Annotated in this window: 32 protein-coding genes and 2 pseudogenes; 22 read left to right on the forward strand and 12 right to left on the reverse strand. The window is 61.7% G+C overall.

Annotated features, from left to right (window positions below; genetic code table 11):
* Window positions 1-378 precede the first annotated feature (378 nt).
* From GVI59_RS15480 to GVI59_RS19405, 6 genes and pseudogenes are all read left to right on the forward strand, one after another.
* Complete coding sequence (locus tag GVI59_RS15480) at window positions 379-705, forward strand: DUF736 domain-containing protein (protein WP_034931914.1); 327 nt, start codon at window positions 379-381, stop codon at window positions 703-705.
* Between the two features lie 339 nt (window positions 706-1,044).
* Window positions 1,045-1,197, forward strand: a complete 153-nt coding sequence (locus tag GVI59_RS15485; RefSeq protein ID WP_170213666.1) for a hypothetical protein — start codon at window positions 1,045-1,047, stop codon at window positions 1,195-1,197.
* Between the two features lie 157 nt (window positions 1,198-1,354).
* On the forward strand, window positions 1,355-1,639 hold the full coding sequence (locus GVI59_RS15490) for a helix-turn-helix domain-containing protein (protein ID WP_026200050.1): 285 nt from the start codon (window positions 1,355-1,357) through the stop codon (window positions 1,637-1,639).
* A gap of 11 nt (window positions 1,640-1,650) precedes the next feature.
* A complete protein-coding gene (locus tag GVI59_RS15495; protein ID WP_010669065.1) occupies window positions 1,651-1,929 on the forward strand; it encodes a DNA -binding domain-containing protein in 279 nt (92 codons plus the stop codon).
* A 132-nt stretch (window positions 1,930-2,061) separates the two neighbouring features.
* Window positions 2,062-2,202: pseudogene (locus tag GVI59_RS19400) on the forward strand (transcriptional regulator domain-containing protein); the annotation flags it as partial.
* Window positions 2,168-2,827: a DUF2285 domain-containing protein gene (locus GVI59_RS19405; protein WP_261766023.1), complete on the forward strand. Its 660-nt coding sequence runs from the start codon at window positions 2,168-2,170 to the stop codon at window positions 2,825-2,827. The pseudogene GVI59_RS19400 and the gene GVI59_RS19405, both read left to right, overlap by 35 nt.
* A gap of 363 nt (window positions 2,828-3,190) precedes the next feature.
* Here the strand turns inward: GVI59_RS19405 and GVI59_RS15505 are convergent, their stop codons facing one another.
* Complete coding sequence (locus GVI59_RS15505; protein ID WP_003618757.1) at window positions 3,191-4,645, reverse strand: SulP family inorganic anion transporter; 1,455 nt, start codon at window positions 4,643-4,645, stop codon at window positions 3,191-3,193.
* Between the two features lie 662 nt (window positions 4,646-5,307).
* Between GVI59_RS15505 and GVI59_RS15510 the strand changes: the two genes are divergently transcribed.
* The 15 genes from GVI59_RS15510 (at window position 5,308) to GVI59_RS15580 (ending at window position 15,794) form a co-directional block, all read left to right on the forward strand.
* Complete coding sequence (locus tag GVI59_RS15510) at window positions 5,308-5,592, forward strand: helix-turn-helix transcriptional regulator (protein WP_003618758.1); 285 nt, start codon at window positions 5,308-5,310, stop codon at window positions 5,590-5,592.
* Window positions 5,592-6,647 (forward strand): replication initiator protein A, encoded by a 1,056-nt coding sequence (locus GVI59_RS15515; RefSeq protein ID WP_048858929.1) that lies wholly within the window; start codon window positions 5,592-5,594, stop codon window positions 6,645-6,647. The genes GVI59_RS15510 and GVI59_RS15515 overlap by 1 nt, the downstream gene beginning before the upstream one ends.
* Window positions 6,644-7,282 carry a ParA family partition ATPase gene (parA, locus tag GVI59_RS15520; protein ID WP_003618761.1) on the forward strand — a complete coding sequence of 213 codons (639 nt, stop codon included), beginning with the start codon at window positions 6,644-6,646 and terminating at the stop codon, window positions 7,280-7,282. Before GVI59_RS15515 ends, parA begins: the two co-directional genes overlap by 4 nt.
* Window positions 7,279-8,022 carry a DNA-methyltransferase gene (locus GVI59_RS15525; RefSeq protein WP_003618763.1) on the forward strand — a complete coding sequence of 248 codons (744 nt, stop codon included), beginning with the start codon at window positions 7,279-7,281 and terminating at the stop codon, window positions 8,020-8,022. The genes parA and GVI59_RS15525 overlap by 4 nt, the downstream gene beginning before the upstream one ends.
* Window positions 8,019-8,261: a ribbon-helix-helix protein gene (locus GVI59_RS15530; protein WP_003618765.1), complete on the forward strand. Its 243-nt coding sequence runs from the start codon at window positions 8,019-8,021 to the stop codon at window positions 8,259-8,261. Before GVI59_RS15525 ends, GVI59_RS15530 begins: the two co-directional genes overlap by 4 nt.
* A complete protein-coding gene (locus GVI59_RS15535) occupies window positions 8,258-8,722 on the forward strand; it encodes a DUF2840 domain-containing protein (protein ID WP_048858930.1) in 465 nt (154 codons plus the stop codon). The genes GVI59_RS15530 and GVI59_RS15535 overlap by 4 nt, the downstream gene beginning before the upstream one ends.
* The gene (locus GVI59_RS15540) at window positions 8,719-9,261 is read left to right on the forward strand and encodes a S26 family signal peptidase (RefSeq protein ID WP_003618770.1); all 543 of its coding nucleotides are present in this window, start codon (window positions 8,719-8,721) and stop codon (window positions 9,259-9,261) included. Before GVI59_RS15535 ends, GVI59_RS15540 begins: the two co-directional genes overlap by 4 nt.
* A gap of 1 nt (window position 9,262) precedes the next feature.
* Window positions 9,263-9,601 (forward strand): DUF736 domain-containing protein, encoded by a 339-nt coding sequence (locus GVI59_RS15545; protein WP_003618772.1) that lies wholly within the window; start codon window positions 9,263-9,265, stop codon window positions 9,599-9,601.
* A complete protein-coding gene (locus GVI59_RS15550; RefSeq protein ID WP_003618774.1) occupies window positions 9,588-10,289 on the forward strand; it encodes a lytic transglycosylase domain-containing protein in 702 nt (233 codons plus the stop codon). Before GVI59_RS15545 ends, GVI59_RS15550 begins: the two co-directional genes overlap by 14 nt.
* A gap of 246 nt (window positions 10,290-10,535) precedes the next feature.
* Window positions 10,536-12,290: a relaxase/mobilization nuclease domain-containing protein gene (locus GVI59_RS15555; protein WP_146892851.1), complete on the forward strand. Its 1,755-nt coding sequence runs from the start codon at window positions 10,536-10,538 to the stop codon at window positions 12,288-12,290.
* Window positions 12,291-12,379: 89 nt separating this feature from the next.
* Complete coding sequence (locus GVI59_RS15560) at window positions 12,380-12,652, forward strand: ribbon-helix-helix domain-containing protein (protein WP_173571175.1); 273 nt, start codon at window positions 12,380-12,382, stop codon at window positions 12,650-12,652.
* Window positions 12,649-12,942, forward strand: coding sequence for a type II toxin-antitoxin system RelE/ParE family toxin (locus tag GVI59_RS15565; RefSeq protein WP_146892847.1), 294 nt, complete (start codon window positions 12,649-12,651; stop codon window positions 12,940-12,942). The genes GVI59_RS15560 and GVI59_RS15565 overlap by 4 nt, the downstream gene beginning before the upstream one ends.
* Window positions 12,943-13,105: 163 nt before the next feature.
* Window positions 13,106-13,306 (forward strand): hypothetical protein, encoded by a 201-nt coding sequence (locus tag GVI59_RS15570; RefSeq protein ID WP_146892845.1) that lies wholly within the window; start codon window positions 13,106-13,108, stop codon window positions 13,304-13,306.
* Between the two features lie 47 nt (window positions 13,307-13,353).
* Window positions 13,354-15,336: a conjugal transfer protein TraG gene (locus tag GVI59_RS15575; protein WP_146892843.1), complete on the forward strand. Its 1,983-nt coding sequence runs from the start codon at window positions 13,354-13,356 to the stop codon at window positions 15,334-15,336.
* Between the two features lie 5 nt (window positions 15,337-15,341).
* The gene (locus tag GVI59_RS15580) at window positions 15,342-15,794 is read left to right on the forward strand and encodes a CopG family transcriptional regulator (protein WP_173571179.1); all 453 of its coding nucleotides are present in this window, start codon (window positions 15,342-15,344) and stop codon (window positions 15,792-15,794) included.
* Between the two features lie 163 nt (window positions 15,795-15,957).
* Here GVI59_RS15580 and GVI59_RS15585 read toward each other — a convergent pair whose 3' ends face one another.
* From GVI59_RS15585 to GVI59_RS15630, 10 genes and pseudogenes are all read right to left on the reverse strand, one after another.
* The gene (locus tag GVI59_RS15585) at window positions 15,958-16,839 is read right to left on the reverse strand and encodes a hypothetical protein (protein WP_173575030.1); all 882 of its coding nucleotides are present in this window, start codon (window positions 16,837-16,839) and stop codon (window positions 15,958-15,960) included.
* A gap of 286 nt (window positions 16,840-17,125) precedes the next feature.
* Window positions 17,126-17,686: pseudogene (locus GVI59_RS15590) on the reverse strand (IS5-like element IS12528 family transposase); the annotation flags it as partial.
* 175 nt (window positions 17,687-17,861) lie between these two features.
* Window positions 17,862-18,053: a hypothetical protein gene (locus GVI59_RS15595; RefSeq protein WP_010516191.1), complete on the reverse strand. Its 192-nt coding sequence runs from the start codon at window positions 18,051-18,053 to the stop codon at window positions 17,862-17,864.
* A 41-nt stretch (window positions 18,054-18,094) separates the two neighbouring features.
* Window positions 18,095-19,357, reverse strand: a complete 1,263-nt coding sequence (locus tag GVI59_RS15600) for a cbb3-type cytochrome c oxidase subunit II (protein ID WP_173575031.1) — start codon at window positions 19,355-19,357, stop codon at window positions 18,095-18,097.
* Window positions 19,354-20,784, reverse strand: coding sequence for a cbb3-type cytochrome c oxidase subunit I (locus tag GVI59_RS15605; RefSeq protein WP_062446546.1), 1,431 nt, complete (start codon window positions 20,782-20,784; stop codon window positions 19,354-19,356). The genes GVI59_RS15600 and GVI59_RS15605 overlap by 4 nt, the downstream gene beginning before the upstream one ends.
* A complete protein-coding gene (locus GVI59_RS15610) occupies window positions 20,781-21,764 on the reverse strand; it encodes a c-type cytochrome (protein WP_010516197.1) in 984 nt (327 codons plus the stop codon). Before GVI59_RS15610 ends, GVI59_RS15605 begins: the two co-directional genes overlap by 4 nt.
* Window positions 21,761-22,441, reverse strand: a complete 681-nt coding sequence (locus GVI59_RS15615; RefSeq protein WP_198133931.1) for a c-type cytochrome — start codon at window positions 22,439-22,441, stop codon at window positions 21,761-21,763. Before GVI59_RS15615 ends, GVI59_RS15610 begins: the two co-directional genes overlap by 4 nt.
* Complete coding sequence (locus GVI59_RS15620; RefSeq protein WP_010516201.1) at window positions 22,425-23,195, reverse strand: substrate-binding domain-containing protein; 771 nt, start codon at window positions 23,193-23,195, stop codon at window positions 22,425-22,427. The genes GVI59_RS15615 and GVI59_RS15620 overlap by 17 nt, the downstream gene beginning before the upstream one ends.
* Before the next feature lie 39 nt (window positions 23,196-23,234).
* A complete protein-coding gene (locus GVI59_RS15625) occupies window positions 23,235-24,230 on the reverse strand; it encodes a substrate-binding domain-containing protein (RefSeq protein WP_010516202.1) in 996 nt (331 codons plus the stop codon).
* Window positions 24,231-24,285: 55 nt separating this feature from the next.
* Window positions 24,286-24,849: a DsrE family protein gene (locus GVI59_RS15630; protein WP_010516204.1), complete on the reverse strand. Its 564-nt coding sequence runs from the start codon at window positions 24,847-24,849 to the stop codon at window positions 24,286-24,288.
* Window positions 24,850-25,569: 720 nt separating this feature from the next.
* Here GVI59_RS15630 and GVI59_RS19470 point away from each other — a divergent pair.
* Complete coding sequence (locus GVI59_RS19470; protein WP_370544252.1) at window positions 25,570-26,028, forward strand: uracil-DNA glycosylase family protein; 459 nt, start codon at window positions 25,570-25,572, stop codon at window positions 26,026-26,028.
* Here GVI59_RS19470 and GVI59_RS15640 read toward each other — a convergent pair.
* Window positions 25,965-26,294 (reverse strand): SLAC1 family transporter, encoded by a 330-nt coding sequence (locus tag GVI59_RS15640; protein ID WP_062446550.1) that lies wholly within the window; start codon window positions 26,292-26,294, stop codon window positions 25,965-25,967. The two genes, GVI59_RS19470 and GVI59_RS15640, sit on opposite strands and share 64 nt — an antisense overlap.
* Window positions 26,295-26,397 lie beyond the last annotated feature (103 nt).

The following is a 26,397-nucleotide window of genomic DNA, read 5'->3' on the forward strand; positions in this document are numbered from 1 at the left end:
GAACGGGCCGGTTCGGTGGGCTGGTATGGAGGGAGGATGACGCCGTCATTCTGGTTGCCGCCGGATCTCGTGCGCTGTGCCGGTCGCCATAGTCTCCGTGATGTGTGCTCTGTCGGGCCGCGCACGCATGCTGCCTCTCAAGATGGCTGATCTAGCCGAAGGCCGGCTACGCCTCGATCGGCTATGGCGCAACAACGGGCCATAATTTTCTTCCCCTGCCGGCTGCGCCGTCATTCCTCGCGCACCAAGAAAATTCTGTCCCGCCGTCCTCCGCTGCGCTTCGGCCCCAAGGGATGCGCCGCCGCTCGCCTCCGTCTGTCCGATCGCCATCGAGGCCGCAATGGTGCGGGCTCGATAACAGAGATCACGGAGAGTATCATGGCCACCATCGGCACCTTCAAGAAAGTCGGCAACGGGTATAACGGCGAGATCGTCACCCTCTCGCTCCAGACCCCCAACGTCCGTATCGCTCCCGAGACCACGCGCGCGAACGACAACGCCCCCAGCCACCGCGTCTTCGTAGGCAGGGTGGAGATCGGGGCGGCCTGGTCCCGGCGCTCCAACGAGGGGCGCGACTATCTGAGCCTCAAGCTCGACGATCCGAGCTTCAACGCCCCGATCTTCGCCAATCTCTTCGATGACGAGGACGGCGAGGGTTACAGCCTGATCTGGTCCCGCCCCAATGGTCGCCGCAACGGCGACTGAAGTGCCCGCGATCCCCGCCCGGCCGGTCCGGGCGGGGCCTTCGCATGACCGGTTGGAAACCAGCGGGCGTGCGCAGCAGTCGCGCTCCTCTCGATCTGCCGGGGTGCGGGCAAGAAAGGGGAACAGGGCTTCCCTCAGTCTTCCCATTATACCATGCCCGGCGTGAACCGCCTCAAGGACGCGCGGTCCCCCCAATTTTGCCCGGCGCACCCTACGGGCACACCGGACAAAATCGGCTCCCCCGGGCGCCGCTGGCGCGGTCGCCTGCGGCGATCCCTGACCCGGCTCCCGCGTGCATGAGGCGGAGTCCTGTCTTCGAGAAACGAAAGGAGCAGGACGATGACCACGCTACACGACCATATCCAGATGCTGCGCGCCGAACTGACCAGCTTTTACCTGAGCCACGGGGAGCGCCGACGGATCGAACGAGAACTGAAGCTGGCATGCGCGCAATTCGCGGCGGACCGATACGACGAGACCCCCCCCGCATAGAGCGGGGGGCTTTTCGTATGGTCGCCCGTGCCATCGGATATCCAGGCGCCGATTCCACTTTGCCATCCTCCTGAAAGAACGTTGTTGAATCTCTCTAACACGACTATTATAGTCGTATTACTGGTGTGCATGCCCCGCGTGTCGGATGTGATCATGGATGATCACTGGCCGACAGGTAAGGGCGGCACGGGCACTCCTGAACTGGACACAGGAGATGCTCGCTGAAAAAGCCCTCGTAGCACTGACCGCGCTCAAGCGCCTTGAATCCGAACGCGGTCTCGGCGTTCATGAGGGCACGACCGACCAGGTTCGCCGCGCGCTGGAAGCGGCGGGCATCCTGTTCATCGAGTCCGGACAAGGGCGTGGCGTCATGTTTCTTAACGAGACTTCCGGCATCGAAACGCGGCAGGCTAGGGTGCGTCGCGTTCGTTCTCCGACCTGATCGACTCCATCATGCAGAAGCCCCCGCTCGACCCGTCTGTCGCCGACAGCGCTCCGGAAGCGTCCTGTCTCACCGGCTACGACGAACAGCATCTGATTACCTATCTCCGCCTGCTGGATGCCGAGGCCGACGGCGCCGACTGGCGCGAGGTCGCCCGCATCGTGCTCCACCGCGACCCGGTGGTTGACCCCGAGGGCGTCCACCGCTGCTGGCACAGTCATCTGGCGCGGGCGCACTGGATGACCGAGCATGGCTACCAGCATCTGCTGCGCGGCGGCGCGCCCCACTGACACCCTGAATCGTTGCGTGACCTGCAAGACCTGTTGCAGGTGCGGGGCGTAGCGGGCAACGGGACGGTCTGGCATACTCTCGCGAGCAAGTACTTGCCCTGTTCCCACCCGTTACGCATCGGAGACGACGCCATGAGCCGCGCCAACTGGCGGTCGGCGGGCGCGTACGAGGGCCTGCGGTCGCTCGACGCTCCTGCCTTTGCCTTGCAGTTTGTCAGTCGCAATCGGGACTTTATCCGTGATCGTGCCGCCCTTCAGCGCGCCGCGCTCCGGGCCGCGCTGTCCACGTCAGACGCCGAAGCCTTCGCCCGGCGCTGGGGGTTGCGATTTCGAGAGTGTCCGCACGGCCCTCAATCCGCGTACCGCCCGCTGGACTGTTGCGGTATCGCCGGCCGTGATTGCGGTTGTCCGCCTGCCGACAGCACTGGCTGACGCGGCGTATCATCCGGTCTCCCTCGCTCGGGCAGAACTGCCGCCTGATATGGCGGGAGAAGTGCTGGTCGAGCAGGGGGAGATGATCCTGCGGCTGTACGTCTTGCCGCCTGACGGGGCTCAGCTCGGCGTGCTCCTGCCGCTCGACGCGCTGTTCGAGGTGCGTGTCCAGGCCGCCCTGCGGCTCTGGCGCGTGCTGATGGATCGGCGTCCCGGTCGTGATCCGGCCTGCCTGTCATCCGATCGCATCCGCAGGCTGATCCTGGCGCTCCGGACGCTCGATGGCCTGGACGACGGGGTGTCGCAGCGCGAGATCGCCGGCGTCCTGTTCGGTCGGGAGGTTTCCGCAGGGGACTGGCTCTCCCATGATCTGCATTTCCGCATGAAACGGCTGGTGCGTTTTGCGCGGGGACTGACTGACGGAGGATATCGGCGCCTGCTACTGCACCCGTTTCGGGGACGATAGTGGATGATGAATGTCTTGTAGGGCCGGAAGAACAGAACAAGGAGGCTGATAGTATCCATGGCCTCACTGCTGGCCGCTCCGGTGCTTTGTGTCGAGGAAAACCGAAAATGGTCCGCTATTGGAGACGCGTGACGGTTCGTTGAAAAGAAGAAGTGAGGCTTCAGATACATAAGGAGAAAATAGTCCATTCCTGAACATTATACGTCAAAAGATAACGTTGACACGAGCCATCGCATGTTTGCATCGGGAATGTTTCTGCAGGGGCAGTTATTTTGTAATCGAATACCGCAACCCAGATATGGAAAACCTGCCCGGAAAAATTGGCCTGACGGCGAATTTTTCCGGACATTTATTCGAAGTTTATCAGGTGGTCAGGAGCTTTTCACTGGTCAACCGCATGACGATGCCATGCCGGAGCGCATGCAAGCCCTCGATTTCAACTTCAATGTCGCGAGCCTTGAGTTTGGATACGATCTTCTCAATCATAGCCACCGAGGTCACGTCCCAGAAATGGGCGTTGTTCAGCCTGATGACGACCCGGCGCGCATTGGTCCTGAAGTCGATCTGATCGTGAAGAAGGTCAGACGAAGCAAAGAAAACCTGTCCCTCAACCTCGTAGATATCCGTACCCTCTTCTCTGATCTTTTTGACGTGCATCAAATGCGTCATAGACCAGGCAAAGAACACACCACTGAGCAGAACACCGACGAGCACACCTAGAGCCAGATCCGAGGATGCGACAGTCACGGCAACGGTTACGACCATGACGAGGCTTGAGAGCTTTGGAAAACGCGCAAGATCACGCAGGGATGACCACGAGAATGTGCTGATTGAGACCATGCACATAATGGCGACAAGGGCAGCCATTGGAATGCGGGCGACATAAGTATGCAGCATGACCATCAGAAACAGCAGGAAAGCGCCGGCAGTAAAGGTCGACAGACGTCCTTGGCCGCCGTACCGAAGATTGCCGACTGTCTGCCCTACCATACCGCACCCGGCGATGCCGCCGAACAGTCCTACAAACACATTCGAGACACCAAGACCTACGCATTCCATTCTGGGATCACCGTGCGTGTCGGTCTCATCATCCACGACACCTGCTGTCATTAGAGATTCAAGGAGGCCCACAGATGCCATCGCAAGGGCATAGGGAAACACAATTTTCAGTGTGGCCAGATTGAATGGTACGTGGGGGATCGTAAAAGCAGGAAGGCCTGTCGGCAGCGTGCCCAGATCAGAGACAGTGTGCACCGGCATTGGATACCACATCGTGATGCCTGTCAGAACTACGATACAGATCAGGGGCGACGGTATCAGGGTTGATATCCGTGGCATGAGATAGATGATGGCAAGCCCAAGGGCAATCAGTGCATACGTGTGCCACGTCACATGAAGCATTTGTGGTAACTGTGCCGAAAAGATCAGGATCGCGAGAGCATTCACAAAGCCGGTGCGGACCTCAGCCGATACGAAGCGCATAATGACCTGAAAGCCAAGCGCACCGAAAATGATCTGTAGTCCGCCAGCCAGTAATGTCGCGACGAGAAGGTATTGAAGCCCGTAGCTATGCACGAGGGCCGCGGCTACGAGGGCCACGGAACCCGCCGCCCCTGAGATCATTCCCGGGCGGCCACCGGTGATGGAAATGGCGACGCTAATGACAAATGACGCGAAAAGGGAGACGGCGGGAGAGACGCCGGCAACGTAGGAGAAAGCAATGACCTCGGGAATGAGGGCGAAGGTGCCGACCATTCCGGCCAGCACTTCGCGCAGCGGGTTATAAGCCCACTGCGACCGATAAGTCGCAAAGTTCATGGCGTTTTTTCGAAACCTCTCTAGGTAGTAAGCACGCTCAATAAGGTTTCGTCGTATTGTGGCCCGACGCGGCAATGGTGCTTGCAGGGTAGTCAGGTCGTGAGGTCGATGCAACCCGAGAAGACAGACCAGCCAACACAACGTTGACTGCTGCAATGGCGTGATCGTCTTGTGAGGACCGACATCCCAACGTCCCAGAACGTATGGACTGTAGACCGCTGCCCCACTGTTGAACCCGGCTTTCTTTCTCTGTTGGCTGAACCGGACGGCGACACGATGCAGTAAGCGGTCCAGGCCCCATGTCCTTGGCTACTGGGTCATGGGGCCCGGCATGGGCTAAGTTCGCAATTTGCTGAGAGCAGACCATATGGCATGGGTTATGGTTCAGAAACTGGCAGACTGGCTCGTGTCATCGCAGCATGATGTCCGCTTACCGAAACCTTCAGCAGAACTTTGTATGATTGGGACGAGGGCGAAAGCCGAAATCCAGTTGGTTCGGTCGCCCGGTTCGAGGCGGCCGCGTCGCCATCTCCCGCCAGTCAAGGACCGATCTCGCCCCCCGATGAGATCGGTCCTAGTCCCGGAAGACCTCGCTCCGCCACGCTGATCCCTGCTGGCCGCATCTGTCCCGCGGCCCCAGCCAGCGACCACGGAGCCACCTCATGTCCGCCAATTACAGCGATCTGCCGCCGCGCTATCTGCGCACGCCCGACGCCTCGCGCTTCGTCGGACTATCTATTCGCACACTGGAGAAACACCGGATCTACGGCACCGGACCGCGCTACTCGAAGCTCGGTGGCCGCGTGGTCTATCGGGTGGATGAGTTGCAGGCCTGGGTCGAGAGTGGTGCCCGCGCCCATACCTCGGACACCACTGCCGGCGTCGTGCCGGCGGCCGCGCGGCAAAGTCCGCTGATTCCGCCGACATCACGCGGGAGCCGTCGCTGATGCCTCCGCCCGGCAGGGCGCGCTCCGAGCGCGAGCAACTGGAACTCTTCCACGCTATCGCGGGAGATTTCGCTCCTCGTGACGCACAGGATCTGATGGCGTTTCCGTTCTTCAGCCTCGCCAAATCCCCCCGCATGGTCCCGATCGATTACCGGACCCCGGACGTCACCATCCGGGTCGAGGCGTCTGCCGAACATGGCATGGCCACGATCTGGGATGCTGACGTGCTGATCTGGGCCGCCAGCCATCTCGTTGCCGCGCGTGACGCCGGTCGGCGCACGTCGCGGCTGATGGTGGCCAGCCCGCGCGAGATCCTGACCTTCATCGGTCGGGGCGACAGCGCGCGGGACTATGAGCGGCTGGAAGCGGCCTTCGACCGGCTGCAATCCACCACGATCAAGACGTCGCTGCGGCAGACCGGCAAGGGGCAACTGCACCGCTTTTCCTGGATCAACGAATGGAAACGGCATACCGCGCGGGAAGGGCGCACCCGCGTGATCGAACTGATCCTGCCCGACTGGTTCTACCAGGCGGTTCTCGATGACGCGCTCGTGCTGACCATCGACCCGGCCTATTTTGGCCTCACCGGCGGTCTGGAGCGCTGGCTCTATCGCATCGTGCGCAAGCATGGCGGTCGCCAGCGTGCGGGCTGGGCCTTCGGCCTGCGCCATCTCTACGAAAAATCCGCCAGTCTTTCCCCCTATCGGCGCTTTGCCTTCGAACTGCGCGACATGGCGAAGCGGCAGCCCTTTGCCGGCTATCGGCTGTCGGTGCGTCCCGACCGCAACGGCAATGACACGCTGGCCTTTGCACCTGTCAAATTATCCACAGGCGTCTGTGGACAAGCTGTGAGTTCATCCGTGCTATCAGTTGTGGATTTATCCGTGCCATCACTGCCACGGCATCCGTGCTATCGTTTGCGGAAAACGCCGAATCATGACATTGAATCAATTGGTTACGACGCCCTTAACTTAGATTCTAACTTAAAAGAGTCTAACTTTAAGGATGTTGGCCCCCCTGCCGATCCGTGGAAAACCCCCGGAGAGGGGCCATGATCGTGGCTTTCCTCAACCAGAAGGGCGGCGTCGGCAAGACGACTCTGGCGCTGCATCTCGCCGGCCAATGGGCTCGGGAAGGCCAGCGCGTGACGGTCATCGACGCCGATCCGCAGGGTTCGGCGCTGGACTGGTCGGCGCAGCGCGCGCGGGAAGGACTGCCCCGGCTGTTCGGCGTGATCGGGCTGGCACGCGACACACTCCACCACGAGGCGCCCCAACTAGCTCAGGGGGTGGATCACGTCGTCATCGACGGTCCGCCTCGGGTGGCGGCATTATTGCGCTCCGCTCTGCTGGCTGCCGACCTGGTGCTGATTCCCGCGCAGCCTTCGCCGTTCGACGGATGGGCTTCGGCCGAGATGCTGCGGCTGCTGGAGGACGCGCGCTTCTTCCGTCCCGGCCTGCTGGCCCGCTTCGTGCTCAACCGCTGCGCCGCGCGCACGGTCATCGCCCGCGAAACCCGGCTGGCGCTGATGGGGCATGAGCCTGCCGCTCTAGCGGCGCGGATCGGCCAGCGGGTTGCTTTCGCCGACGCCGCGCGCACCGGCCGCCTGGTCTGCGACCTGCGCCCGCACGGGATTGCCGCCCGCGAAATCGCCGCCCTGACGGCCGAGATCGGGGGGCTGGTGCCATGACCCTCCTGACCGGCGACAGCGCGCTCCTGATGCCCTGGCACGGCCCCTACGACATGATCCTGGTCGACCCGCCCTATGGCGATACGTCGCTCGCCTGGGACCGGCGCGTGGCGGACTGGCCCGGCAAGGCACTCGCCGCCCTGAAACCGAGCGGCTCGCTCTGGGTCTTCGGCTCCCTGCGGAGCTTTCTCGCATCCAACGCGGCATTTCGGAATGCGGGCTGGAAATATGCTCAGGAACTGGTCTGGGAGAAGCAGAACGGTTCCAGCTTCCATGCCGATCGCTTCCGCCGCGTGCATGAACTGATCGTCCAGTTCTATCGCGACGATACGCCCTGGCGCGCCGTCTACAATGTTGTTCCCACCACGTCCGATGCGCGGGCGCGCACGGTAAGGCGGAGACACCGGCCGCCCCACATGGGCCGGATCGATGCCGGCCATTACGTGAGCGAGGATGGCGGCCCGCGCCTGATGCGCTCCGTGATTCCGGTCCGCAATGCGCATGGGCGCGCCATCCATCCCACCGAGAAGCCGGTGGCACTGCTGGAGATCCTGATCCGCACGAGCTGCCCACCAGGTGGCCTGGTGGGCGACTGGTTCGCCGGCTCGGGCGCGGCCGGTGTCGCCTGCCGGCTCGCCGGTCGGCGCTATGTCGGCTGCGAGATCGATCCAGTCATGGCGCAAAAGGCGCGCGACCGCATCGCCTCCGTGCTGCCGCTCGGCGAAGGAATTTCGCCATGACGGAACGTCGCACGCCGCCCGGCTTCGCGGCGCGTCCCGCCGATCCCGAACGCTGGGTCAGGGCGCCGGACAAGCCTTCGACCATCAACCGCTTTACCGCCCGGCTGACCATCGACGTCACGCCGGCGCTGCGCGCGCGGCTCAAGGTCGCGGCGTTCCAGCGCGGCATCACGGTCGCCGACATGCTGCGCGCGCTGCTGGCCCGCGAGTTCCCCGATACTGCTGGAGATGTGCCATGACCGACACCCTCGCTCATGTCGAACTGACCTGGATCGAGAAGCGCATCGAGCACTGGATCCGCTTCGGCTCTGTCGCCCATGAGCAGATTCTCGATCGTCGTCGGCGGATACTGAGCTTTCCGCCGGACACCGTATTCGCCTTCCTGCGCTGGGCAGCGAACGATTACGGCACGGTGGTGTCCTGCATCGACATCGTGCGCGTCACCCGTCCCGGCGAGCCGTATCAGACGGTGCCGTTCGTGCGCCCCGGCGGGGAGAGCCTGTTGCGCCAGAGCGGTTGGCCGAAGGTCCGTCTGGTGCTCGAAGCTGTCGATCGTATCGAAGCTATCGGCATCGACCCCGTCGACGTGGCGCCCGAGCATTGGCGGCATCTGCACAATCGGATGCTCTCCGGGCAGGCGGCACGCTCCTACACGCGCGACCGCCATCAGGCCTGGCTGCGCCGGAGGGCGGTGTCATGACGCGCCTTGGTTGGTTCTTCACCACGTATTTCGCAATACTCGGTGTTGGCACGTCAGTGGCGATTCATCCGGCGCCCCGGCTGATCTGGAATGCCACCGCCAGTACACCGGTCGGATTGTATCGCCTGCAATCGGTAAGCACCCTGCATGTCGACGACCTGATCGCGATCCGACCACCGGCCGACATTGCCACGATGCTGGCGCACGGCGGCTATCTGCCCCTCGGTGTGCCGCTGCTCAAGCCGGTTGCCGCACTGCCGGGGCAATTGGTCTGCCGGATCGGTACTGCTGTTTCGGTCGACGGCAAGGCGCTTGGCGAGGCACTCGCCTACGATCATCGCGGTCGTCCGCTGCCGATCTGGCAAGGCTGTCGGCACGTCCTGCCCGGCCAGATTTTCGTCATGAACGCAGCAGTCCCGACCAGTCTTGACGGTCGCTATTTCGGCATCCTGCCGGTCGCTGCGGTGCTCGGCCGCGCGCAGCCGCTGTGGCTCGTGCCGTCACCGATGTCTCCCACCCCCAAGCAGAAACGAGGCTGACATGGCCCAGATCGGAACTTTTACACGCACGGCTGACGGCTTCGCCGGTCGGCTGCGCACGCTCGCCCTCGACGTCGAACTAACGATCGTGCCGGCGACATCGTCGGACGCCGAGCATGCGCCCGATTATCGCGTCCATCTCGGTGACGCCGATGCCGGACCAGAGGTCGGCGCGGCCTGGAAACGCACCGGCGAGAAGGCGGGCACCTATCTCTCGCTGGTTCTCGACGACCCCATGCTGGCGCAGCCGATCCGCGCCAATCTGTTCCAGTCCGATCGTCAGGGGCGTGCCTTCCATCTGGTCTGGAGCCGCCCGGTGAAGCGTGATGACCGGCGGTAAGGCGGCGCTCCGTCTGCTCGGTGTCGTGCTTCCGGCCGTCGTTTCATTGACGGTGCCGACGCATAATGCGGTTGCCGATCCCTACGCCGACATGATCGCGGAAGCCGCCACGCGCGCGCAGATTCCGGCCTCATGGATTGCTGCCGTGCTGCACGCGGAGAGCAGGGGCGATGCGCATGCCGTGTCGTCGGCGGGTGCGATGGGGCTCATGCAGGTGATGCCCGGAACATGGGCCAGCCTGCGTACGTCGCTCGGCCTCGGCGACGATCCGTTCGACCCGCGTGACAACATTCTGGCTGGTGCGACCTATCTGCGCTGGATGCGGGATCGCTATGGCGAAGCCGGATTTCTGGCTGCTTATAATGCCGGTCCCGCGCGCTATGACGAGCATCTCGCAACCGGCCGACCACTGCCTGCCGAGACGCGGGATTACGTTGCATCGGTCAGCGCGCGGCTGGCTCTTCCGCCTGCCGATGACATCGTGATCGGTGCTTCGGAGACACCGTCCTGGCAGAGATCTTCACTCTTTCCGGCGTCATTCCTGCGCACAGGAAATGCCCCTCGGCATGGCGAGAGCGCGCATGATCCGGTGCATGCCGATGACGCTCGCCCGACAGACTGGACGGCACTCGCACCGCAGTCGGTCGGGCTGTTCATCGCCTCAGGGCATGGGGAAGCACGTCGATGACCCCCGTTCCGGTCCATCGGGCGTTGGCGGGCCATGGGTGCCTTTGGGAGGGGGCGCTGGGGGGAGGCTGGCAACGGAGGGAAGGACGGCAAGGTAAAAGCAGCGCCCGTTCGGGGCTGCATGTGGTTGGTTTGATTGGGGAATTTGTCCTCTCACCACGCACCGCCTGCGGCGGCCCGTGCCATTTTCCTAATCTTTTCAACGATCCGGGCGCCGTCAGGCGTAAATCGATGCGGAGAGCCGGCCATGGCGACGCGCGATGACAGTCTGACTGTCCGGCCCGGACGCATCCAGCATGGCAATCAGGGCGCACGACCGAAATCCTTCGTCGGTGAGGTCATGCGGGCCGCGAAGAAGGCCGGTCATACCGGCACCCGGTTCGGTGCGAAGGGCAGGGGAGGCGGCGGTGGTTCCCGTTTCGGACGCGGCCGACGCGCGGCGCTGTCCATGCGGCTGCGCAGCAATGCCCGTCGGGTCGTGGTCAAGGCGCGCGTTGTTCGTCAGCAGGGCACGCGCTTTCGTTCCGCACCGCTCTCCCGGCACATCGCCTACCTCAGGCGCGAGGGCGTCACCCGTGACGGTGCCAGGGCCCATCTGTTCGATGCCGGGTCCGACGAAGCGGACAGCAAGGCCTTCGCGGAACGTTGTGAAGACGACCGGCACCATTTCCGCTTCATCGTCTCGCCCGAGGACGCAGCGCGGATGGAGGATCTGCGGGGCTTCGCGCGCGAACTGATGCAGGACATGGAGCGCGACCTGGGCACAAAGCTGGACTGGGTCGGGGTGGATCACTGGAACACGGACAATCCGCATGTCCATATCCTGGTGCGTGGGGCGGCCGATGACGGCAAGGATCTGGTGATCAGTCGTGCCTATATCAGCCAGGGCGTGCGCGACCGCGCCGCCGAACGGGTGACGCTGGAACTGGGTCCGCGCAGCGAGCTGGAAATCCGCACCGCCCTGGAGAGCGAGATTGCCGCCGACCGCTGGACCAGCCTCGATCGCGCGTTGCAGGATCTCAGCGACGAGGGCGGAGGTATCGTCGATCTGCGGCCGGGAGCGGGTGCCGAAGACCCGGAACTGCGGCGCCTGCTGGTCGGCCGGGCGACCAAGCTGGAGGGGCTTGGCCTCGCCGAACGGGTCGGGGTGGCACGCTGGACCCTCAAGCCGGGGCTGGAGGCGACCCTGCGCGATCTTTCCATCCGGGGCGACATCATCAAAACCATGCACCGCGCTATGTCCGGCCGCGGGGCGGAACCCGATGTCGCGGGTTTCGCGATCCATGGCGAGACGCTGGCCGATCCCGTTCTTGGTCGGCTGGTCGAGCGCGGACTGGATGATGAACTCAAGGGCTCCGGTTACGTGGTGATCGCCGGCACCGATGGGCGGACGCATCATGTCCGCTTCCCTGATCTGGACCTGACCGGCGATGCCAGGATCGGCGCGATTGTCGAGACCCGGAGTTGGGAAGACACGAAGGGCATGCAGCGTCTGTCGTTGGCGACGCGTTCGGACTTCACGCTGGCCGAGCAGGTGACGGCACCCGGTGCAACCTGGCTCGATCGCCAGTTACTCGCCAAAGAGCCGGCACTAGCCAATGGGGGCTTCGGCGCGGAGGTCCGCGCGGCGATGGCGCAACGAATTGATCATCTCGCCTCCGAGGGGCTGGTCCGGCGGCAGGGCGAGCGTGTGGTGTTTGCACCCGACCTGATCGGTACCCTGCGCCAGCGCGATCTCGATCAGGCGGTCGCCAGATTGGCAGCGCAGACCGGGTTGGAACACCGGCCCGCGAAGGAAGGCGAGATCGTCTCGGGGGTCTATCGCCAGCGGGTGGCCCTGTCCTCGGGGCGGTTCGCCATGGTCGATGACGGGCTGGGCTTCCAGCTCGTGCCGTGGCGTCCGGCGCTGGAGCAGAAGCTCGGGCGGCAGATCTCCGGCACTATGTCGCCGGGCGGCGGTGTCGACTGGAATTTCGGGCGTAAGCGCGGGCTCGGGATTTGATGTCGGCTGGCTCGCCTGCGGGTTTTCGGCTGACAAAGCGGGTGCTTCATAAGTATGATAAAATATGCTCGCTTGGGAGGAGCCGCCTTATGTCCACAATCGAACGTATGACCATCACCGTGCCGTCCGAGATGGCGGCGACTCTGCGCCAGTCCGTCGATGGCGGCGAATATGCCTCGACCAGCGAGGTGGTGCGGGAGGCATTGCGCGAATGGATGCGCCGGCGCGATACCGACCGCCGCGATCTCGACACCTTGCGCGAGGCGATCAGGATGGGCGACGAGAGCGGGTCGAGCATCCCGGCCGAGACCGTCTTCGCCGAATTGCGTGACGTGATCGCTCGCCGTCGCGCGCAGGGATGAAACGGCTCGGCTTCGCTCCGGCAGCGCGTGCCGACCTTCTGGAGATTGCGCTCTATATCGCCGAAGACAATCCCGATCGGGCCATGAGTTTCGTTGCCGAGCTAGAAGCGAAGGCCGCCGTTGCGGCTGAGCATCCGGGGAGCTTTCCGGCGCGCGATGAGATCAGTCCCGGATTGAGGGTCATTGTTCACGGCCGCTACCTGCTGTTCTACCGTGAACTGGCCGACGAGGTACGCATCGTCCGTGTGCTTCATGGCGCACGGGATCTGCCGCAGGTGTTCGACTCATAAAATCAGGGGTTTCCCATAGGATCGCGCGCAGCCGTCGCCAGTGACAATGAACTTCGCCGCCATCACGACGATCAGAACGTGGAGGCGATCATCAGGCGGAGGCATTTTTACCGTACCGGGTTCTTCTCCACATGCGACGACAAGGCGATCGGAGTTTCTCAGCATGACAGGGCGAAATAAGGTGCCATCGACCTGTTATCCGGCCACTCGCCAAGATGAGCGCACGCTTGTCGAGTTGCTGGAACAGGGCGAGCGAAGCGGCGTCAGCAGGCGCACGATTCTCGATATTCTTGCCGCCGTGCAGGCGGACAGGCAGGCCGTCCGTTTATTGTCCGCGCCTATCCGGCGGCCCGAGACGTCATAATTAGATCTTGAACGCTGGCGAAGCGAGCCGTTTGGTCGGTTCCTGTCATGAACCAGACCAAGATCCTCTGGGGCTCGGTGTGTGCGGTAAGCACCGTGATCCTCGCCTTCTCCTGGGCCGCGACGCAGTGGACTGCATGGCGGCTCGGCTTCCAGACGCAGCTTGGTGCTCCGTGGTTCACGCTGCTCGGCTGGCCGGTCTATTATCCGCCGGAGTTCTTCTGGTGGTGGTTCGCCTACGACGCATACGCTCCGGACATCTTCACCATCGGCGGTTACATTGCGGGCTCAGGTGGGATTGTTGCTGTGATCGTCGCGATCACGATGTCCGTGTGGCGTGCCCGCGAGAAGAAACGCGCCACCACTTATGGTTCAGCGCATTGGGCCGACCCGCGCGAGATCCGGCGCGCCGGATTGCTCGCGCCCGATGGCGTGGTGCTAGGCCGTTCGGCTGATACCTATCTCCGCCATGACGGGCCGGAGCATGTGCTGTGCTTTGCGCCCACCCGCTCGGGCAAGGGGGTGGGACTGGTGGTGCCGACGCTGCTGACCTGGCCGGGCTCCGTCATCGTCCATGACATCAAGGGCGAGAACTGGACGCTGACCGCCGGCTGGCGCTCCCGCTTTGGTCGGGTGCTGCTGTTCGATCCGACCAACCCTGCCAGCGCCGCCTACAATCCGCTGCTGGAGGTCCGGCGCGGCGAGCGGGAAGTCCGCGACGTGCAGAACATCGCCGACGTGCTGGTCGATCCCGAGGGCGCCCTTGAGAAGCGGAACCACTGGGAAAAGACCAGCCACGCCCTGCTGGTCGGCACCATTCTGCATGTCCTCTATGCCGAGGAAGACAAGACCCTGGCCGGGGTGGCCAATTTCCTCTCCGACCCGAAACGGGCGATCGAGACCACACTGCGCGCCATGATGACCACGCCCCATCTCGGGGCGAAGGGCGTGCATCCGGTAGTCGCCAGTTCGGCGAGAGAACTGCTCAACAAGAGCGACAATGAGCGCTCGGGCGTGCTGTCCACCGCCATGTCGTTCCTTGGCCTCTATCGCGATCCGGTCGTGGCGCATGTGACGCGCCGCTGCGACTGGCGGATCCGCGACCTTGTCGCCGGCACCCATCCGGCAACGTTGTATCTGGTGGTGCCGCCCTCGGATATCAGCCGCACCAAGCCGCTGGTGCGGCTGGTGCTGAATCAGATCGGCCGCCGGTTGACCGAGGAACTGGAGGCGAAGCGGCGCCATCGCCTGCTATTGATGCTCGACGAGTTTCCGGCGCTGGGGCGGCTGGATTTCTTCGAGAGCGCGCTGGCCTTCATGGCGGGCTACGGCATCAAGAGCTTCCTGATCGGCCAGAGCCTGAACCAGATCGAGAAAGCCTATGGCCAGAATAATTCGATCCTCGACAACTGCCATGTCCGGGTCAGCTTCGCGACCAACGATGAACGAACCGCCAAACGGGTTTCGGACGCGCTCGGCACCGCGACCGAGATCCGCGACGCAAAAAACTATGCCGGGCATCGTCTGTCGCCGTGGCTCGGGCATCTGATGGTGACGCGCCATGAGACGGCACGGCCCTTGCTCACGCCCGGCGAGATCATGCAGCTTCCCCCTGACGAGGAACTGGTGCTGGTGTCTGGTTGCCCGCCGATCCGGGGACGCAAGGCGCGCTATTTCGAGGATGCCGAACTGGCCGCGCGCATTCTCCCGCCACCCCGATTCGAGCCGCCGCCGTCTCCAGAGGGAACGCCGCCCCTCGGACCGCAGCCGTCGGGCGACTGGGCCGACGTGGTGCAGCCGGCGACACAGGATAACGGAGACGACGACCCGGCCAATGCGGGCATCCGTCGTGAGCCGGAACTGCCGGAACAGGAAGAGGTGGTGCAGGCGCCGAGGAAGCCGGTCCATGAATTCGACCCACCCGAGGATGAGCCCGAAGATGACGCGACGCGGGGGCAAATCCTGCGACACGCGGAGCGGGCTCTCGCGCGGCAGGTGTCGCTCGATCCCGGCGACAGGATGGGGCTATGACCAGGATGCGGATCAAACACACGATCCGGCTACCCGCCGATCTCAGTGTCAGGCTAGCCGATTACGCCGCCCGGAAGAAGGTATCGCAGGCGCTGATCGTGGAGACGGCGCTGGCGTCCTTCCTGTCACCAGACGGGCCCGAACGGCTGGAAGCGGCGCTCGCCCGGCGGCTCGACCGGATGACGCGGCAGTTGGAGCGCATGGAGCGACGGGTGACGATCGCCAACGAGTCTCTGGCCGTGTTCGTCCGGTTCTGGCTGACCAGTACGCCGCCGTTGCCGGATGCGGCCCTTGCCGCAGCGCAGAGCAAGGGGCGGGAGCGGTATGACGGGTTCATTGAGGCAGTCGGGCGCAGGCTCGCCAGAGGGAAGACGCTGGACGACGAGGTGAGGCTGGACGTGGGGCTAGGTGAGCAGGGGCAGGATGCCCCTGACCCGAAAGACAATCTTGTAACGTGATGTCTGGGTTGGGGGGGGAAGCGGAAAGTCTGTTGTCTGGTGGTGAGATAAGAAAAGTAGTCATTCAGATCAGTCGGTTGCGTTCATCGAACCGTCAGTGGCTGTTGGGTTTAAATCAAATGGCCTCCGTAGACGCAGCGTGGTTCACTGTGAAAGGTCCTTCCTAGCGCCATCCTTGGGATTTTTCGTAATCGGTAATCGCCTCCCGGATGCCTGCCAAAAGATCCGCAATACACCCTTGTAAATTCACCATTCTGGTTTCAAGAACGTCAGGCAAAGTCGGCGGATTGAGAAAATCATCACCGCGTTCCGTGTTGATCCCGAGATTTTCGCCACCACCAAACAACACAAACCCATTATTTCTGATGTTGATCGATCCTGCATCCAGCGCAGCTTTGTGAGCAATGATATCGCGCGTGGATCGGCCCTTCTGATCACCAATGACGAAGGAGAAATGGGGCATATATCTTTTCAAAATAGGGGCCAGGACCGCTGATACGGTAGTCGGATGGGACTTCAGGATATTTTTCGCAAACCGATTGAACGAATCCTGAGATTCATTGAAATACGTCGACAAGCCATAGGATAGATAATCGAGCGCCCTTCGGTATGACAGGACGAACGATCTATACTCGAAATCGATTTTCGCAGTATTTCCTATGCACATTGTCGATCCAAGGGGAATCTGACTTGAAATATTTCTGTCCGCGAGTTCTTTGCGTAAGCGAGTATCCATATCCCGGATCAAGTCTAGTCTATAATAGCACTCTGCCATGGCCCGTTCACAATATTCGACGCCATTCGAAAAGCGTCCATATTTCTTAATTTCGTCGCTCTTGGACAAGCGCCATTGCTCGATAAAATATGGCTTTGTATTGAGCCAATTTCTAAAATCGACAAATGGCGATCGTAGTCCGGGGGCCATCTCGTAACCGGAGATTGCATTGATCGCATGCATCGTGTCGACGATCTTGTCCCCGAGGTAAGGTCGCAATTGGTTAAGGTCAAACCTTTGATCAGCGGTAGTTGATTCATTCGTTGACATGTTGGTCCTTTCAATTGCGATACGCGCCTGTTGTAGGACAACAAGCTTGATTAGCCGCTGACGAGATATCGACCAACCCTGATCGATCTGAACGGACTATGGAAGACAGGAGGCATTCAAGGCTAGCGTCGCTGACATTTGCTTTCTGGATGATCATCAACAGAATCTGAAGGTCGCGACTGTCTCCAACCCAACCGATTGAGATAAGCATGCGAATGTCAGTTCTCGGGAAACCGTGTCAAGGGCCTGAATTTCCGAGATAAGGCGTAAGAGCCCTTTTGGAAATTCACGGATGAGCGTTTCGGCGTAGCATGAGGCTTCCCATGGCGATGTGGATCATGGCCTCTGCGACGTCGATCCGCTGTTCGTAGTCCTTCACAAGGCGACGCCAGCGGATCATCCAACCGAAGGTCCGTTCCACAACCCACCGACGCGGCAGGATTTCAAACCCTTTTGCTGTCTCTGACCGCCGGATGATCTCGACTGTGAAGTCGAGAAAAGTGGCCTTATCCATCAACTGGAGGCGGTCATAGGCTCCATCGGCAAACAGGTGCTTCACCCAAGGCCAGCGTTTACGAATGGCATCAAGGATCATCTGTCCTCCTGCACTGTCCGAAATATCGGCTGTTGTCAGCTGAACCAGGAGAAGGCGGCCATCCGTATCAACTGCGATGTGACGTTTCCGACCGACGATCTTCTTGCCTGCGTCATAACCACGTGTCTTTGCGTGGGGTGCCTTGATACTCTGGCTATCAATGACACCACCCGATGGACTGGTTTCGCGTCCTGCCGCTTCACGATCAAGCATCAGACAGACATCATGAATGGTCTGGAACAGGAAACGGCGCATGTTCTGAAAAGCATAGATTGGCCCGATTGGCCAGTTTATGATGTTTTGAAAGCATAAATGGGCCGGCTGCTCGTGATCACTTCAGCATAAGTTGGCTGCAGAAGGCAGCTTGTCACAGCTGCATGGTTGGGTCGCCGCCTCCCGGCGCTACATATAGGCGGGTGCTTTAGGGCTACTTTTCGGCTGGCGGTTTTGTCGACTGCTCGGGAAGCCTCGTGTGGGGTTGATCGAAAAATTCACGTTGCATTTCAAGAAACCGGTACTTCGGTTCTTCCACCCGCTTGCGATAAGCCGGCGAAAGACACCACACCAGCACCACGGCGAGGACACATACGAGCAAGGCAATGACGATGAAGGCAAACATGCAGCGGTCCCTCGATCAGGTAACGATGGTGACATTCGCCATCAGGGCTTGTTCACTGGCGCCGCGGCTTTCAGCGAACCCTGTTCGGCTGCCTGCCCGTATAGCGAGCGCACATAAGCGGCCAGCGCTTGGCGGTCCGGTTCGCTGAGCGTTGGAAAAGCAAGCATGGCCGTTCCGGGAACACCCACGCGGAGTACGCGGTCAATCTCGCTCACGTCGGGCTGGAGATGCCGGAAGTTGTAGGGCCGCGGTTTGAACGCAAGCGATGCCGGACCGTCGCCACCGCCGCCGACGCCGTGACATGCCGTGCAGTTTTGCGCATACAGTTCTACACCCCGCGAGACGCCGCCGGGCTCGGACGTTGCCGGTTCTGCGGCCGCATGTAGTGTCGACACGAAGGCCCCAAGGTCAGCGACCTGCTGTGCGGTCAGGTCTCGCCAGGCCGGCATCGAGCTACCAACGACTCCATCATGCAAAATGCCGGCAAAAGCGCCTTCGCTGTAACGGAACACGGTGAGGTTGGTAGGGTGTGGCAGCAACGATGCGCTAGCCACCGACGCGCCATTGCCCAGCGCACCGTGGCAGCCTGCACAATTCTGTGCGAACAGCGTTGCCCCCCGATTGGCGACCCCTGTTGGAGAAAGCGTCCGTGGCAGTTCCCTGCCAGGACTCGCCAAATGCGCGCGTGCGCCATTCGCGTCCAGCGATGCATCGCTGTCAGGCTGCATGCCCGGCATGGCTTCATTGGGCGCATCGTGCGCGGCGCTCCCCGCCTGCATGCGTGCGCGGCCCAAGGTTTTCATATAGGCCAGCAGATCCTTGGCCACGTCGGTTGGCTGGTTGGGGCTGCCTTTGAACATCCAGGCAAAGCCGGGCATCACCGAGCCCGGAACGATGAGCCGTGGATTGTAGAGGTGGGTCAACTGCCAGTCGTCGCTGCGGACTCCGGATTCACGCGCGAGGTCGGGCCCGATTCGTCGGGTGCCCCACAGCTGCGGCGACTCGAACTTGGTTTCCCATGGTGTGGTCGGCGGTCCCCAGCGACGCACGTCCTCGGGCGTGCTGCGCACCTGCTCGCTATGGCAGTACGCGCAGCCCTGGGTGCCATAGGTAATACGGCCTCTGGTCTCGGCCGGCGTGAAGGGAGCCAGCGTCAACGGCGCATGATCATGGATCGATTTCTCCAGCCGTAAACCAGGCAGGATCCCGAGCGCCACGACAGACAATACGAAGAAGCCGATGCCTGCCACAAAAAGAATCATCTGGGCGGCGCCAAACCAGCGTTTGCGCGGCAGCAGGCTCATGCTGGCACCCGCGCCGCGGCGGTAACACGTGGGCCGCTCAGCATGGCAGCAATCAGGAAACCGAAGCCGGCCAGAATAGGGACGGCCGAAACAACGCGCCACCACCAATACGGCATCGATGCACGCACCGAATCCATCCACGGCACGTGCTCGCCCCACAGCTCGCCCTGCACCAGTCCAGCCATCGTCAGGTCGGCGACCATCAGCGTCAGTCCACCCAGAATCAGCCAGAACGCGGCATTGGCACGACCATTGTGATAGCGCGCGCCGGGCGTGCGCTGCCACGCATGCAGCAGGGCACCGATAGCAATGAAGCTGGCAAAGCCGAGCATCGCCAGATGCGAGTGGCCGATTACCCAGTCACTGAAATGAATCAGCCGCTGCACAGGCATTGCGGCCTGTCCCGCACCCTGGATGCTCACCAGCAGGTAAAACACCACGCCCACCGTCACAAAACGCAGAGGTACGTCGCGCATCGCCATGGCGCCGGATCCGCGCAGCGACATCAGCTGATTGAACACCACCATGATGACGTCGACGCCCAGCAGCATCGAAGCAGCAATCGCTGCGCGCTGGGTATCCATCGGAATGGCCGAGTACACGTAGTGATGTGTGCCATTGAGAGGGTAGACAAAAAACAGCACCCAGAACCCGAGCATCGACAGAAAGTGGCTGTAGACCGGCTTGCCGGTCACGGCGGGGATGACGTAATACGACATGGACAGGATAAAAGGCGTCACCAGCAGGCCGACCGCGTCGTGGATCCACAAGCCGCTGAACGCCGCTCCCACGGCGCCGGGAGTGAACTCGGGAATCAGGCTGCCCATCGGAAACGACAGCAGGGTAAACACGCCGCCACCCAGCGCATACCACGCCGAAATGTACAGTCGATCGCGCTCAGGCCCGCGCACGATCGGCCAAAGAAACTGGACCCCGAGCAACACCAGGCACAGTTCCGTCATCGCATTGATGAGCAGCGGAAACTCGGTCCATTCCAGTGGTTTGATCGCCAAGAGCCAGTGCGGCAGGTTCGCCTCGACTAGCGCCCAGCCCGGCAGCACCATGCCGAAATTCCACAGCACGAACAGCGTCCAGCCCAGGCCTCGGCTGGTCACCGCACGTCCCGACAATCGCGGCGTGGCGAAATACAGAAAAGCCAGAAACGCGTTACCCAGCCAGCCGAACATGATGCCCTGCGTATGGTTGTAACGCAGCAGACCCCAGGTCGCCCACGGTTCGCTACCAAGAAAATTCGGCAGCACGAACTTGATCGCGACGACGGTGCCGAAGACCGCTGACAGGATCAGCGTAGTCAGGGCCGCAAGCCCATGCGCACGCAGCAGCCCGTGTTCGGTGCCGGCCAACGTCCCGGTGATCGGCAGATCGAGTTCGCTGTCGCCGTGTGTATCTATCGCCACACTGCTCATGGATTGGGCGCGCCTTTCATGGTCGTACCGCCGGATGGCACCGATGCGCTGCCGAGCACATGACCGTTGACCGTCTTGCCGTACATCGAACTGGCCGAATCATGAAACTTGGCGCGGGTTGCCTCCACGGTTCCCAGATAGCGCGGATCCTGTGGACGATCCTGACTATTCATATAGGTCGCCACGTCCCAGGCGTCCTGATCAGAGAGGGTGTTACCGCGACTGAGCGGCATGTTCGCCTTGATGAAGGCTGCTGCGTTCTTGATGCTGCCCATGCCGGCGCCCCAGTTGAACGACCCTGGCCCCCACAGGGCAGGAAATGCCATGCTGCCATCGGCGGCGATCTGACCGCCTCCGTCCTTGGCATGGCAAAGCGCGCATTTGGCCTCGTAGACGGTCTGCCCGCGGGCGTAGTCGGCAGGCAGCGGAGGTTTGTCGAGTTTCGGATAGCCACGGCCGGGAAGCTTGTCATCCACCGGCGCGCCTTTCGCCAGCCAGTAGGCGTAGGTCTCCAATGCCACGAGTGTCTTGTCACCCAACGGCGGCGCCTTCCCGTTCATGCTGAACTTGAAGCAGCCCTGCAGGCGTTCTTCGAATGTATTGACGTGACCATTCTTGGCTCGGTAAGCAGGATACGCCACGTACGCGGCCCACATCGGCGCCGCGCCGGCCTTACGGCCAGCGTCCAGGTGACAGCTGCTGCAGTGCAGCTGATTGCCGACAAACTCGGGCGCGTTCTCTTTCGGGTGCTCGAAAATCTGTTCGCCCAGGCTCACCATCTTGCCGAAATCGTCCTTTGGCATGGATGCCTCCGAAGGCGGCGCAAAGGGCTTCTTCTCGGGCTTCGGCGCCGCCGGTTTGGCAACGACGACCGCGACCGGCTTTGGTTCGTCGGCCTCGTGGTAACCCGAAATGAAAATGGTGCCACCGGCGATAGCCAGTACACCGACAACGGCGGCGATAACGTAAGAGGTTTTCATGGCTTTTCCCCGGGTGTGGCAGGTGTCTGCTCACTGAAGTAATCGGCCACGGCCTGGACTTCGGCATCGGACAGTTTTTTCGCGATGCCGCCCATCAGGCCCAGCGGACCGGCATCGCGTGTACCCTTGCGCCACGCCTGTAGCTGGTTCACCAGATACAACGATGACTGCCCGGCGAGTGCTGGGAAGTTCGCGCCCACGCCCACGCCGCCCTGACCATGGCACGAGCTGCAAGCGGGCACGCCATCGGACCAGCGCCCGCGGTTAGCCAGCTGCTCGCCTATGCTGGAAGCAGTATTACCTGCAGTCCCGGAAGCAAGCGGCGTGACCTTGGTCGGAACCGGCAATTGCGTGTAATACGCTGCCAGTGATGCCATCTCGTCGGCCGACAGAGCTTTGGCGATAGGCGTCATCATGGCGTTTTGCCGCTGTCCGCTGGCGAAATCGGTCAGCTGGTTCTGCAAGTACTCAGGCGGCAAACCGACTAGCCGGGGGAAGCCTGCCACCGCGTTGCCTTCGCCCATAACGCCGTGGCAGCTCGCACAGGGCGGAGCGCCATGGCCGTTGCCAGCATTTGCAATTTGCGCGCCCTGAGTCATGTTAGCCGCCGCGACGCTGCTAGTCATCAGAAGGACGAGAATCAGCAGGCAGGCGCGCAGTTCAATGGGCAGGCGCATGATCGCTCCAGCCATAGCGGGCAAAGATTTTATATCCTTCGGGGCTTTTCAGAAACGCCACGAAACCGGTGGTCGCCGCATCCTTCTGGCCCTTGGCCGTCAGCGCTACGCCGCAGTCGCGGTAAATGGCGTGGTCGGCATCCAGCGGTACGACGTCGGCAATGCCCGGATTGGCCTTGGCCCAGATTGCATAGATGATCCACGCATCTACGCTCGCATCCTGCGTCCAGCGCGCCTTCGCTTTGGCGCTGTTCGGCGCGTAGAAAACAATGTTGTGACGCAACGCCTGCAACGTGCGGATGTCGCCGTCACGTCCGGCGATGTCTTCCCACATGCCGACCTGACCGGCACCGTTGACCACCATGACGCGCATACCCGGCTTGAGCAGGTCAGTGAAGCCACCGACATGCCGCGGGTTGCCGGGACGAACCAGAATAGCCGCTGGTCGCAGATACAGTGATTCGATGGTCCCGTCGAGCATCGCGCCACCGAACTGCGTGACGAAGTCACTCATCATCGCTTCCGAGCCGCTGTAGATCAGGTCGCCATCCTTTTTGAAATCGTCGGCCCAGGCGTCGGTGGGGCCAGCCGTGACGATGACCTCCACGCCGTGCGCATCGCCATAGGCTTTGGCAGCGGCTTTCATGGCAGGCGCCGGACCACCCGGGCCATAGATGTGGATGACTTCCGCCGCATGGGCGCTGCCCAGTGATACAGCGAAACAGAAGACTGCAGCGATGGCCCGTTTGATCATGCCGTGTACCCCTACGTTAATGCAGCGTCAACACCCGAATTATTTTTTGCCGCCGCCCGCGTAGGCCTTGAAGCCATAGCGTTCGAAGATGGCCAGCCCTTCGGGTGAGCGGACAAACTGCAGCCACTCACGGCCGGCTTCCTTATGCGCCGCGTCTTTCACCACCGCACCGCCGTAGATCGCCGTGCTGTTTTCTGATGCCGGAATATCCACGTGCGAAATGGGATGCCCGGCCTGCTCCTGGAATATCGCTTCCGATTGCCAGGTCACGCCGGCTTCGGCCCTTCCCTGCATGATCCACAGCGGCGTCTGACGATGGTGGATGTGCGTCAGCACGGTACTGCCGTCCTTCCGCTTCGTTTCGTAGACCATGGTTGCCAGCGATGGACCGCCCGCCTTGGTCAGCGCATCGGTGATCTGGCGAGAAATGCCCTCGAACTCCGGGTTCGGCATGGCCAGCTTGATATTAGGCTTGGCCAGATCAGCCAGCTTGGTAATGTGCTCGGGGTTGCCCTTTGCAACCATGATGGTGAGCGTGTTGGTGACGTAGGGCACAGCCGGCGCGTCGAGCGTGCCGTCGGCGACAAACTGCTGAACCTTCTTCAGACCTGCCAGATAGACATCCGGCTTGACCGTCCAGGTCATGTTACCGACAGTAACCGTGCCGCCGGCCTTCAGCTGTTTCATCAGCAAACCGGGGGGAATGGTCTCCCAGTAGATACGGCCCTTGAACTCGGGATGCAGTTTTTCGAACGCCTGCACTAGCGGCGCCATCGCAAAAAAATAGTTGCCACCGACGTACAGCGCAAGTTTGGGGTTAACCGGGTCACCGTGGAAATCGGCGAGATTGTCCGCATCAGGCACGGTAAAGTCGAAGCCGCGATCCGTGGCGTCGTCGTTGGCGCCGTTCTGCCAGGGCGGCGACAACGCCTCGTTGAAACGTTGCGAAGAAGCGTCCTGCGCCATGGATGGACTGGCGAGCGAGGTAAACAGTGCGCACAACAGACCGGCAGCCAGAGTCGACTGTTTCAACATGATGTATCTCCAAAGAAACGCATTCGAATTGGACAAGGAAATGGCGGACCGATCCTTACATCGGCATCAGGTCGTAACCCTCGTGCTCCAGCGTGGTAATCGTGGTCAGCCCGGACAGCGCGGTGGTGACCGACTTGTCCACATCTGCGTAAGTGAACTGATGCTCTGCGACGGCCTGGCCACAGACCGCCACATCCACGCCAGCCTTGCGCAGCGAGGCAATCAACGGCAGGTTGGGATTGGCACTGCCGAACTTGGCCCGATACGCTTCGTCACTCAGGGCCAGCGACGTCGCTTCGCCATAAGCAATGGCCACAAATTTCAGGTGCGAAACCGGCACGCCTGATGCGACATACAGATTGACGGTGCGGGCCACGTGATCCAGCGACGGATTCACGTCGGCCGGCGTCTTTGAGCCCTTGGTCAGCGAAAACACGATCTTGTAGGTCGCATCTTTTTCGGGCTTGTAGGCCGCGTTGGGCAGCATGTGCATCTTGCCGTAACTCTGGATGGTCGGCGTGGTCCAGAAACCTGGGTCTGAAAAGTTATGCTGGGCAAACGCAGTGGAGGCGGCAAGTGCGAGATTGACAAGGACGAAGATCTTGGCAAAACGGCGCATGGTCGATAATCCTGTTGGTGGGTGAGTAGGATGCCCCAATCTGAAATGCAACTAATCTGAAATGCAACTCGAATGCAAGTTACTGCGTAGTGCCATATCATTTTGATATGAATGACGTTCATCGCTTATTCTCTTTTGCGCGATAATTGCGGCTGACAACCTCATTAAGGTCGCCAGGCACGCCTTCATTTCCCAGCCGGCGCTTTTGTAGCAAAGACCTACTTGGCGTAGTGTTGCTCGAACGGCTATTTGCGGCATACCGATGACGCATTCGGGAGATATGATGCGCAACTACGCCACCCGCTTATTCGCCATGGAGCGCACCGCTTAGGCGGCCGAACGCGGAATTGTCGACGTGGGTAGGCCAGCCTATAATCAGGCCCAGAAACACTATAGGCACCTATATCCTGCTGGTGATTCTCGCCATCTATCGGTTACGCCTTTTTGCTAGCGCGATCGCGCTGTTTGGCGCGACGCACCGGGCACTGTCAATAAGAGAAAAAGCATTTGGGTAAACTCGGGGCCAGAACGCGCCGGTTAGACGACTCCAAGGCCGTGAACGCGAGGGTGCTTGGGCTCCACGCCGCCCATATTTCATCGTTGACGCGTTACGTGGAGGCACAGTCCCGGCCAGGAGAATCCTTGCCTTACTTTGACCCCCTCGACGGCGGCGTCCATGCCTCCATGCTCGTTCTCCTTGAACGGCCCGCTCGGCATCCGATGCGACCGCGGTTTGTGTCTCGGGACAATCCTGGTCCGGCTCAGCAGAATCTCAAACGGTTTTTGCTGGAGGCCAACGTGCCGCGCAAGATGACGGTGCTTTGGAACCTGATCCCCTGGCTTCCGCCGGACGATCATCCGGTCAGCTCGGTTCGCCGGGCAGACATTGCTGCGGGATTGGCCGCACTGCCCGTTTTGCTTGGGCTGTTGCCCGCTCTGCGGGTCGTCGTACTAGCGGGCCGCACCGCGTCTGGCGCCATACCCACCGTCCACCAATGGCGCCCGGAAATCCCCATCTTGACGATGCCGCATCCTAGCCCTTTGTCGGTCAACCAGCATCCCGAGGTCGCCCGACGCATCGTGAGCGCGCTGCGCCAGGCCCGTCGCCTCACCCGTCAATCAGCCGCCGTTGCTTTTAATGAGGCGATGCACGGTGAAACAAACAGGTCGCCCCGATAAGCCCCGGCCACGGTACGACCCGCGACGATGATCCAAAGCAACGCAAGCATGGCGCCAAGGCATGTCCCGACGATGTTGAAAAAACTCAGATGGAGCAGGGCCCCCAGCTTCAGCGTGGCAACGGTGTAGACCCCCAGTGGAAAGGTAAAGCCCCACCAGCCCAAGTTGAATGGCATGGAAGCCCGCATGTAGCGCACCGTGATGAGCATCGCCATGAGCATCCACCACAAGCCGAGCCCCCATAGCAGTAAGCCGGTAGAGGCCATCGTGTGGATGGTACGCTAAACAACGTTTGGCATGAACAATAAAGGAACGATCAGGCGGCACGAGCCTGTTTCGACAGATTGAGCGTCTTGCGGCCCGCAGAAG

Source organism: Acetobacter sicerae (assembly GCF_011516765.1).
GTDB lineage: Bacteria > Pseudomonadota > Alphaproteobacteria > Acetobacterales > Acetobacteraceae > Acetobacter > Acetobacter sicerae.

What these genes read in the sequence shown, in the direction of transcription:
- GVI59_RS19470 (WP_370544252.1), top strand. Translation starts at nt 25,570, where the DNA reads ATGCGACCGCGGTTTGTGTCTCGGGACAATCCTGGTCCGGCTCAGCAG.
- GVI59_RS15565 (WP_146892847.1), top strand. Translation starts at nt 12,649, where the DNA reads ATGAAACGGCTCGGCTTCGCTCCGGCAGCGCGTGCCGACCTTCTGGAG.
- GVI59_RS15545 (WP_003618772.1), top strand. Translation starts at nt 9,263, where the DNA reads ATGGCCCAGATCGGAACTTTTACACGCACGGCTGACGGCTTCGCCGGT.
- GVI59_RS15610 (WP_010516197.1), bottom strand. Translation starts at nt 21,764, where the DNA reads ATGAAAACCTCTTACGTTATCGCCGCCGTTGTCGGTGTACTGGCTATC.
- GVI59_RS15555 (WP_146892851.1), top strand. Translation starts at nt 10,536, where the DNA reads ATGGCGACGCGCGATGACAGTCTGACTGTCCGGCCCGGACGCATCCAG.
- GVI59_RS15605 (WP_062446546.1), bottom strand. Translation starts at nt 20,784, where the DNA reads ATGAGCAGTGTGGCGATAGATACACACGGCGACAGCGAACTCGATCTG.
- GVI59_RS15495 (WP_010669065.1), top strand. Translation starts at nt 1,651, where the DNA reads ATGCAGAAGCCCCCGCTCGACCCGTCTGTCGCCGACAGCGCTCCGGAA.
- GVI59_RS15480 (WP_034931914.1), top strand. Translation starts at nt 379, where the DNA reads ATGGCCACCATCGGCACCTTCAAGAAAGTCGGCAACGGGTATAACGGC.
- GVI59_RS15560 (WP_173571175.1), top strand. Translation starts at nt 12,380, where the DNA reads ATGTCCACAATCGAACGTATGACCATCACCGTGCCGTCCGAGATGGCG.
- GVI59_RS15530 (WP_003618765.1), top strand. Translation starts at nt 8,019, where the DNA reads ATGACGGAACGTCGCACGCCGCCCGGCTTCGCGGCGCGTCCCGCCGAT.
- GVI59_RS15630 (WP_010516204.1), bottom strand. Translation starts at nt 24,849, where the DNA reads ATGCGCCGTTTTGCCAAGATCTTCGTCCTTGTCAATCTCGCACTTGCC.
- GVI59_RS15535 (WP_048858930.1), top strand. Translation starts at nt 8,258, where the DNA reads ATGACCGACACCCTCGCTCATGTCGAACTGACCTGGATCGAGAAGCGC.
- GVI59_RS15600 (WP_173575031.1), bottom strand. Translation starts at nt 19,357, where the DNA reads ATGAGCCTGCTGCCGCGCAAACGCTGGTTTGGCGCCGCCCAGATGATT.
- GVI59_RS15625 (WP_010516202.1), bottom strand. Translation starts at nt 24,230, where the DNA reads ATGTTGAAACAGTCGACTCTGGCTGCCGGTCTGTTGTGCGCACTGTTT.
- GVI59_RS15505 (WP_003618757.1), bottom strand. Translation starts at nt 4,645, where the DNA reads ATGAACTTTGCGACTTATCGGTCGCAGTGGGCTTATAACCCGCTGCGC.
- GVI59_RS15485 (WP_170213666.1), top strand. Translation starts at nt 1,045, where the DNA reads ATGACCACGCTACACGACCATATCCAGATGCTGCGCGCCGAACTGACC.
- GVI59_RS15575 (WP_146892843.1), top strand. Translation starts at nt 13,354, where the DNA reads ATGAACCAGACCAAGATCCTCTGGGGCTCGGTGTGTGCGGTAAGCACC.
- GVI59_RS15490 (WP_026200050.1), top strand. Translation starts at nt 1,355, where the DNA reads ATGATCACTGGCCGACAGGTAAGGGCGGCACGGGCACTCCTGAACTGG.
- GVI59_RS15525 (WP_003618763.1), top strand. Translation starts at nt 7,279, where the DNA reads ATGACCCTCCTGACCGGCGACAGCGCGCTCCTGATGCCCTGGCACGGC.
- GVI59_RS15550 (WP_003618774.1), top strand. Translation starts at nt 9,588, where the DNA reads ATGACCGGCGGTAAGGCGGCGCTCCGTCTGCTCGGTGTCGTGCTTCCG.
- GVI59_RS15510 (WP_003618758.1), top strand. Translation starts at nt 5,308, where the DNA reads ATGTCCGCCAATTACAGCGATCTGCCGCCGCGCTATCTGCGCACGCCC.
- GVI59_RS15640 (WP_062446550.1), bottom strand. Translation starts at nt 26,294, where the DNA reads ATGGCCTCTACCGGCTTACTGCTATGGGGGCTCGGCTTGTGGTGGATG.
- GVI59_RS15570 (WP_146892845.1), top strand. Translation starts at nt 13,106, where the DNA reads ATGACAGGGCGAAATAAGGTGCCATCGACCTGTTATCCGGCCACTCGC.
- GVI59_RS15585 (WP_173575030.1), bottom strand. Translation starts at nt 16,839, where the DNA reads ATGTCAACGAATGAATCAACTACCGCTGATCAAAGGTTTGACCTTAAC.
- parA (WP_003618761.1), top strand. Translation starts at nt 6,644, where the DNA reads ATGATCGTGGCTTTCCTCAACCAGAAGGGCGGCGTCGGCAAGACGACT.
- GVI59_RS15515 (WP_048858929.1), top strand. Translation starts at nt 5,592, where the DNA reads ATGCCTCCGCCCGGCAGGGCGCGCTCCGAGCGCGAGCAACTGGAACTC.
- GVI59_RS15540 (WP_003618770.1), top strand. Translation starts at nt 8,719, where the DNA reads ATGACGCGCCTTGGTTGGTTCTTCACCACGTATTTCGCAATACTCGGT.
- GVI59_RS15595 (WP_010516191.1), bottom strand. Translation starts at nt 18,053, where the DNA reads ATGTTTGCCTTCATCGTCATTGCCTTGCTCGTATGTGTCCTCGCCGTG.
- GVI59_RS15620 (WP_010516201.1), bottom strand. Translation starts at nt 23,195, where the DNA reads ATGATCAAACGGGCCATCGCTGCAGTCTTCTGTTTCGCTGTATCACTG.
- GVI59_RS15615 (WP_198133931.1), bottom strand. Translation starts at nt 22,441, where the DNA reads ATGCGCCTGCCCATTGAACTGCGCGCCTGCCTGCTGATTCTCGTCCTT.
- GVI59_RS15580 (WP_173571179.1), top strand. Translation starts at nt 15,342, where the DNA reads ATGCGGATCAAACACACGATCCGGCTACCCGCCGATCTCAGTGTCAGG.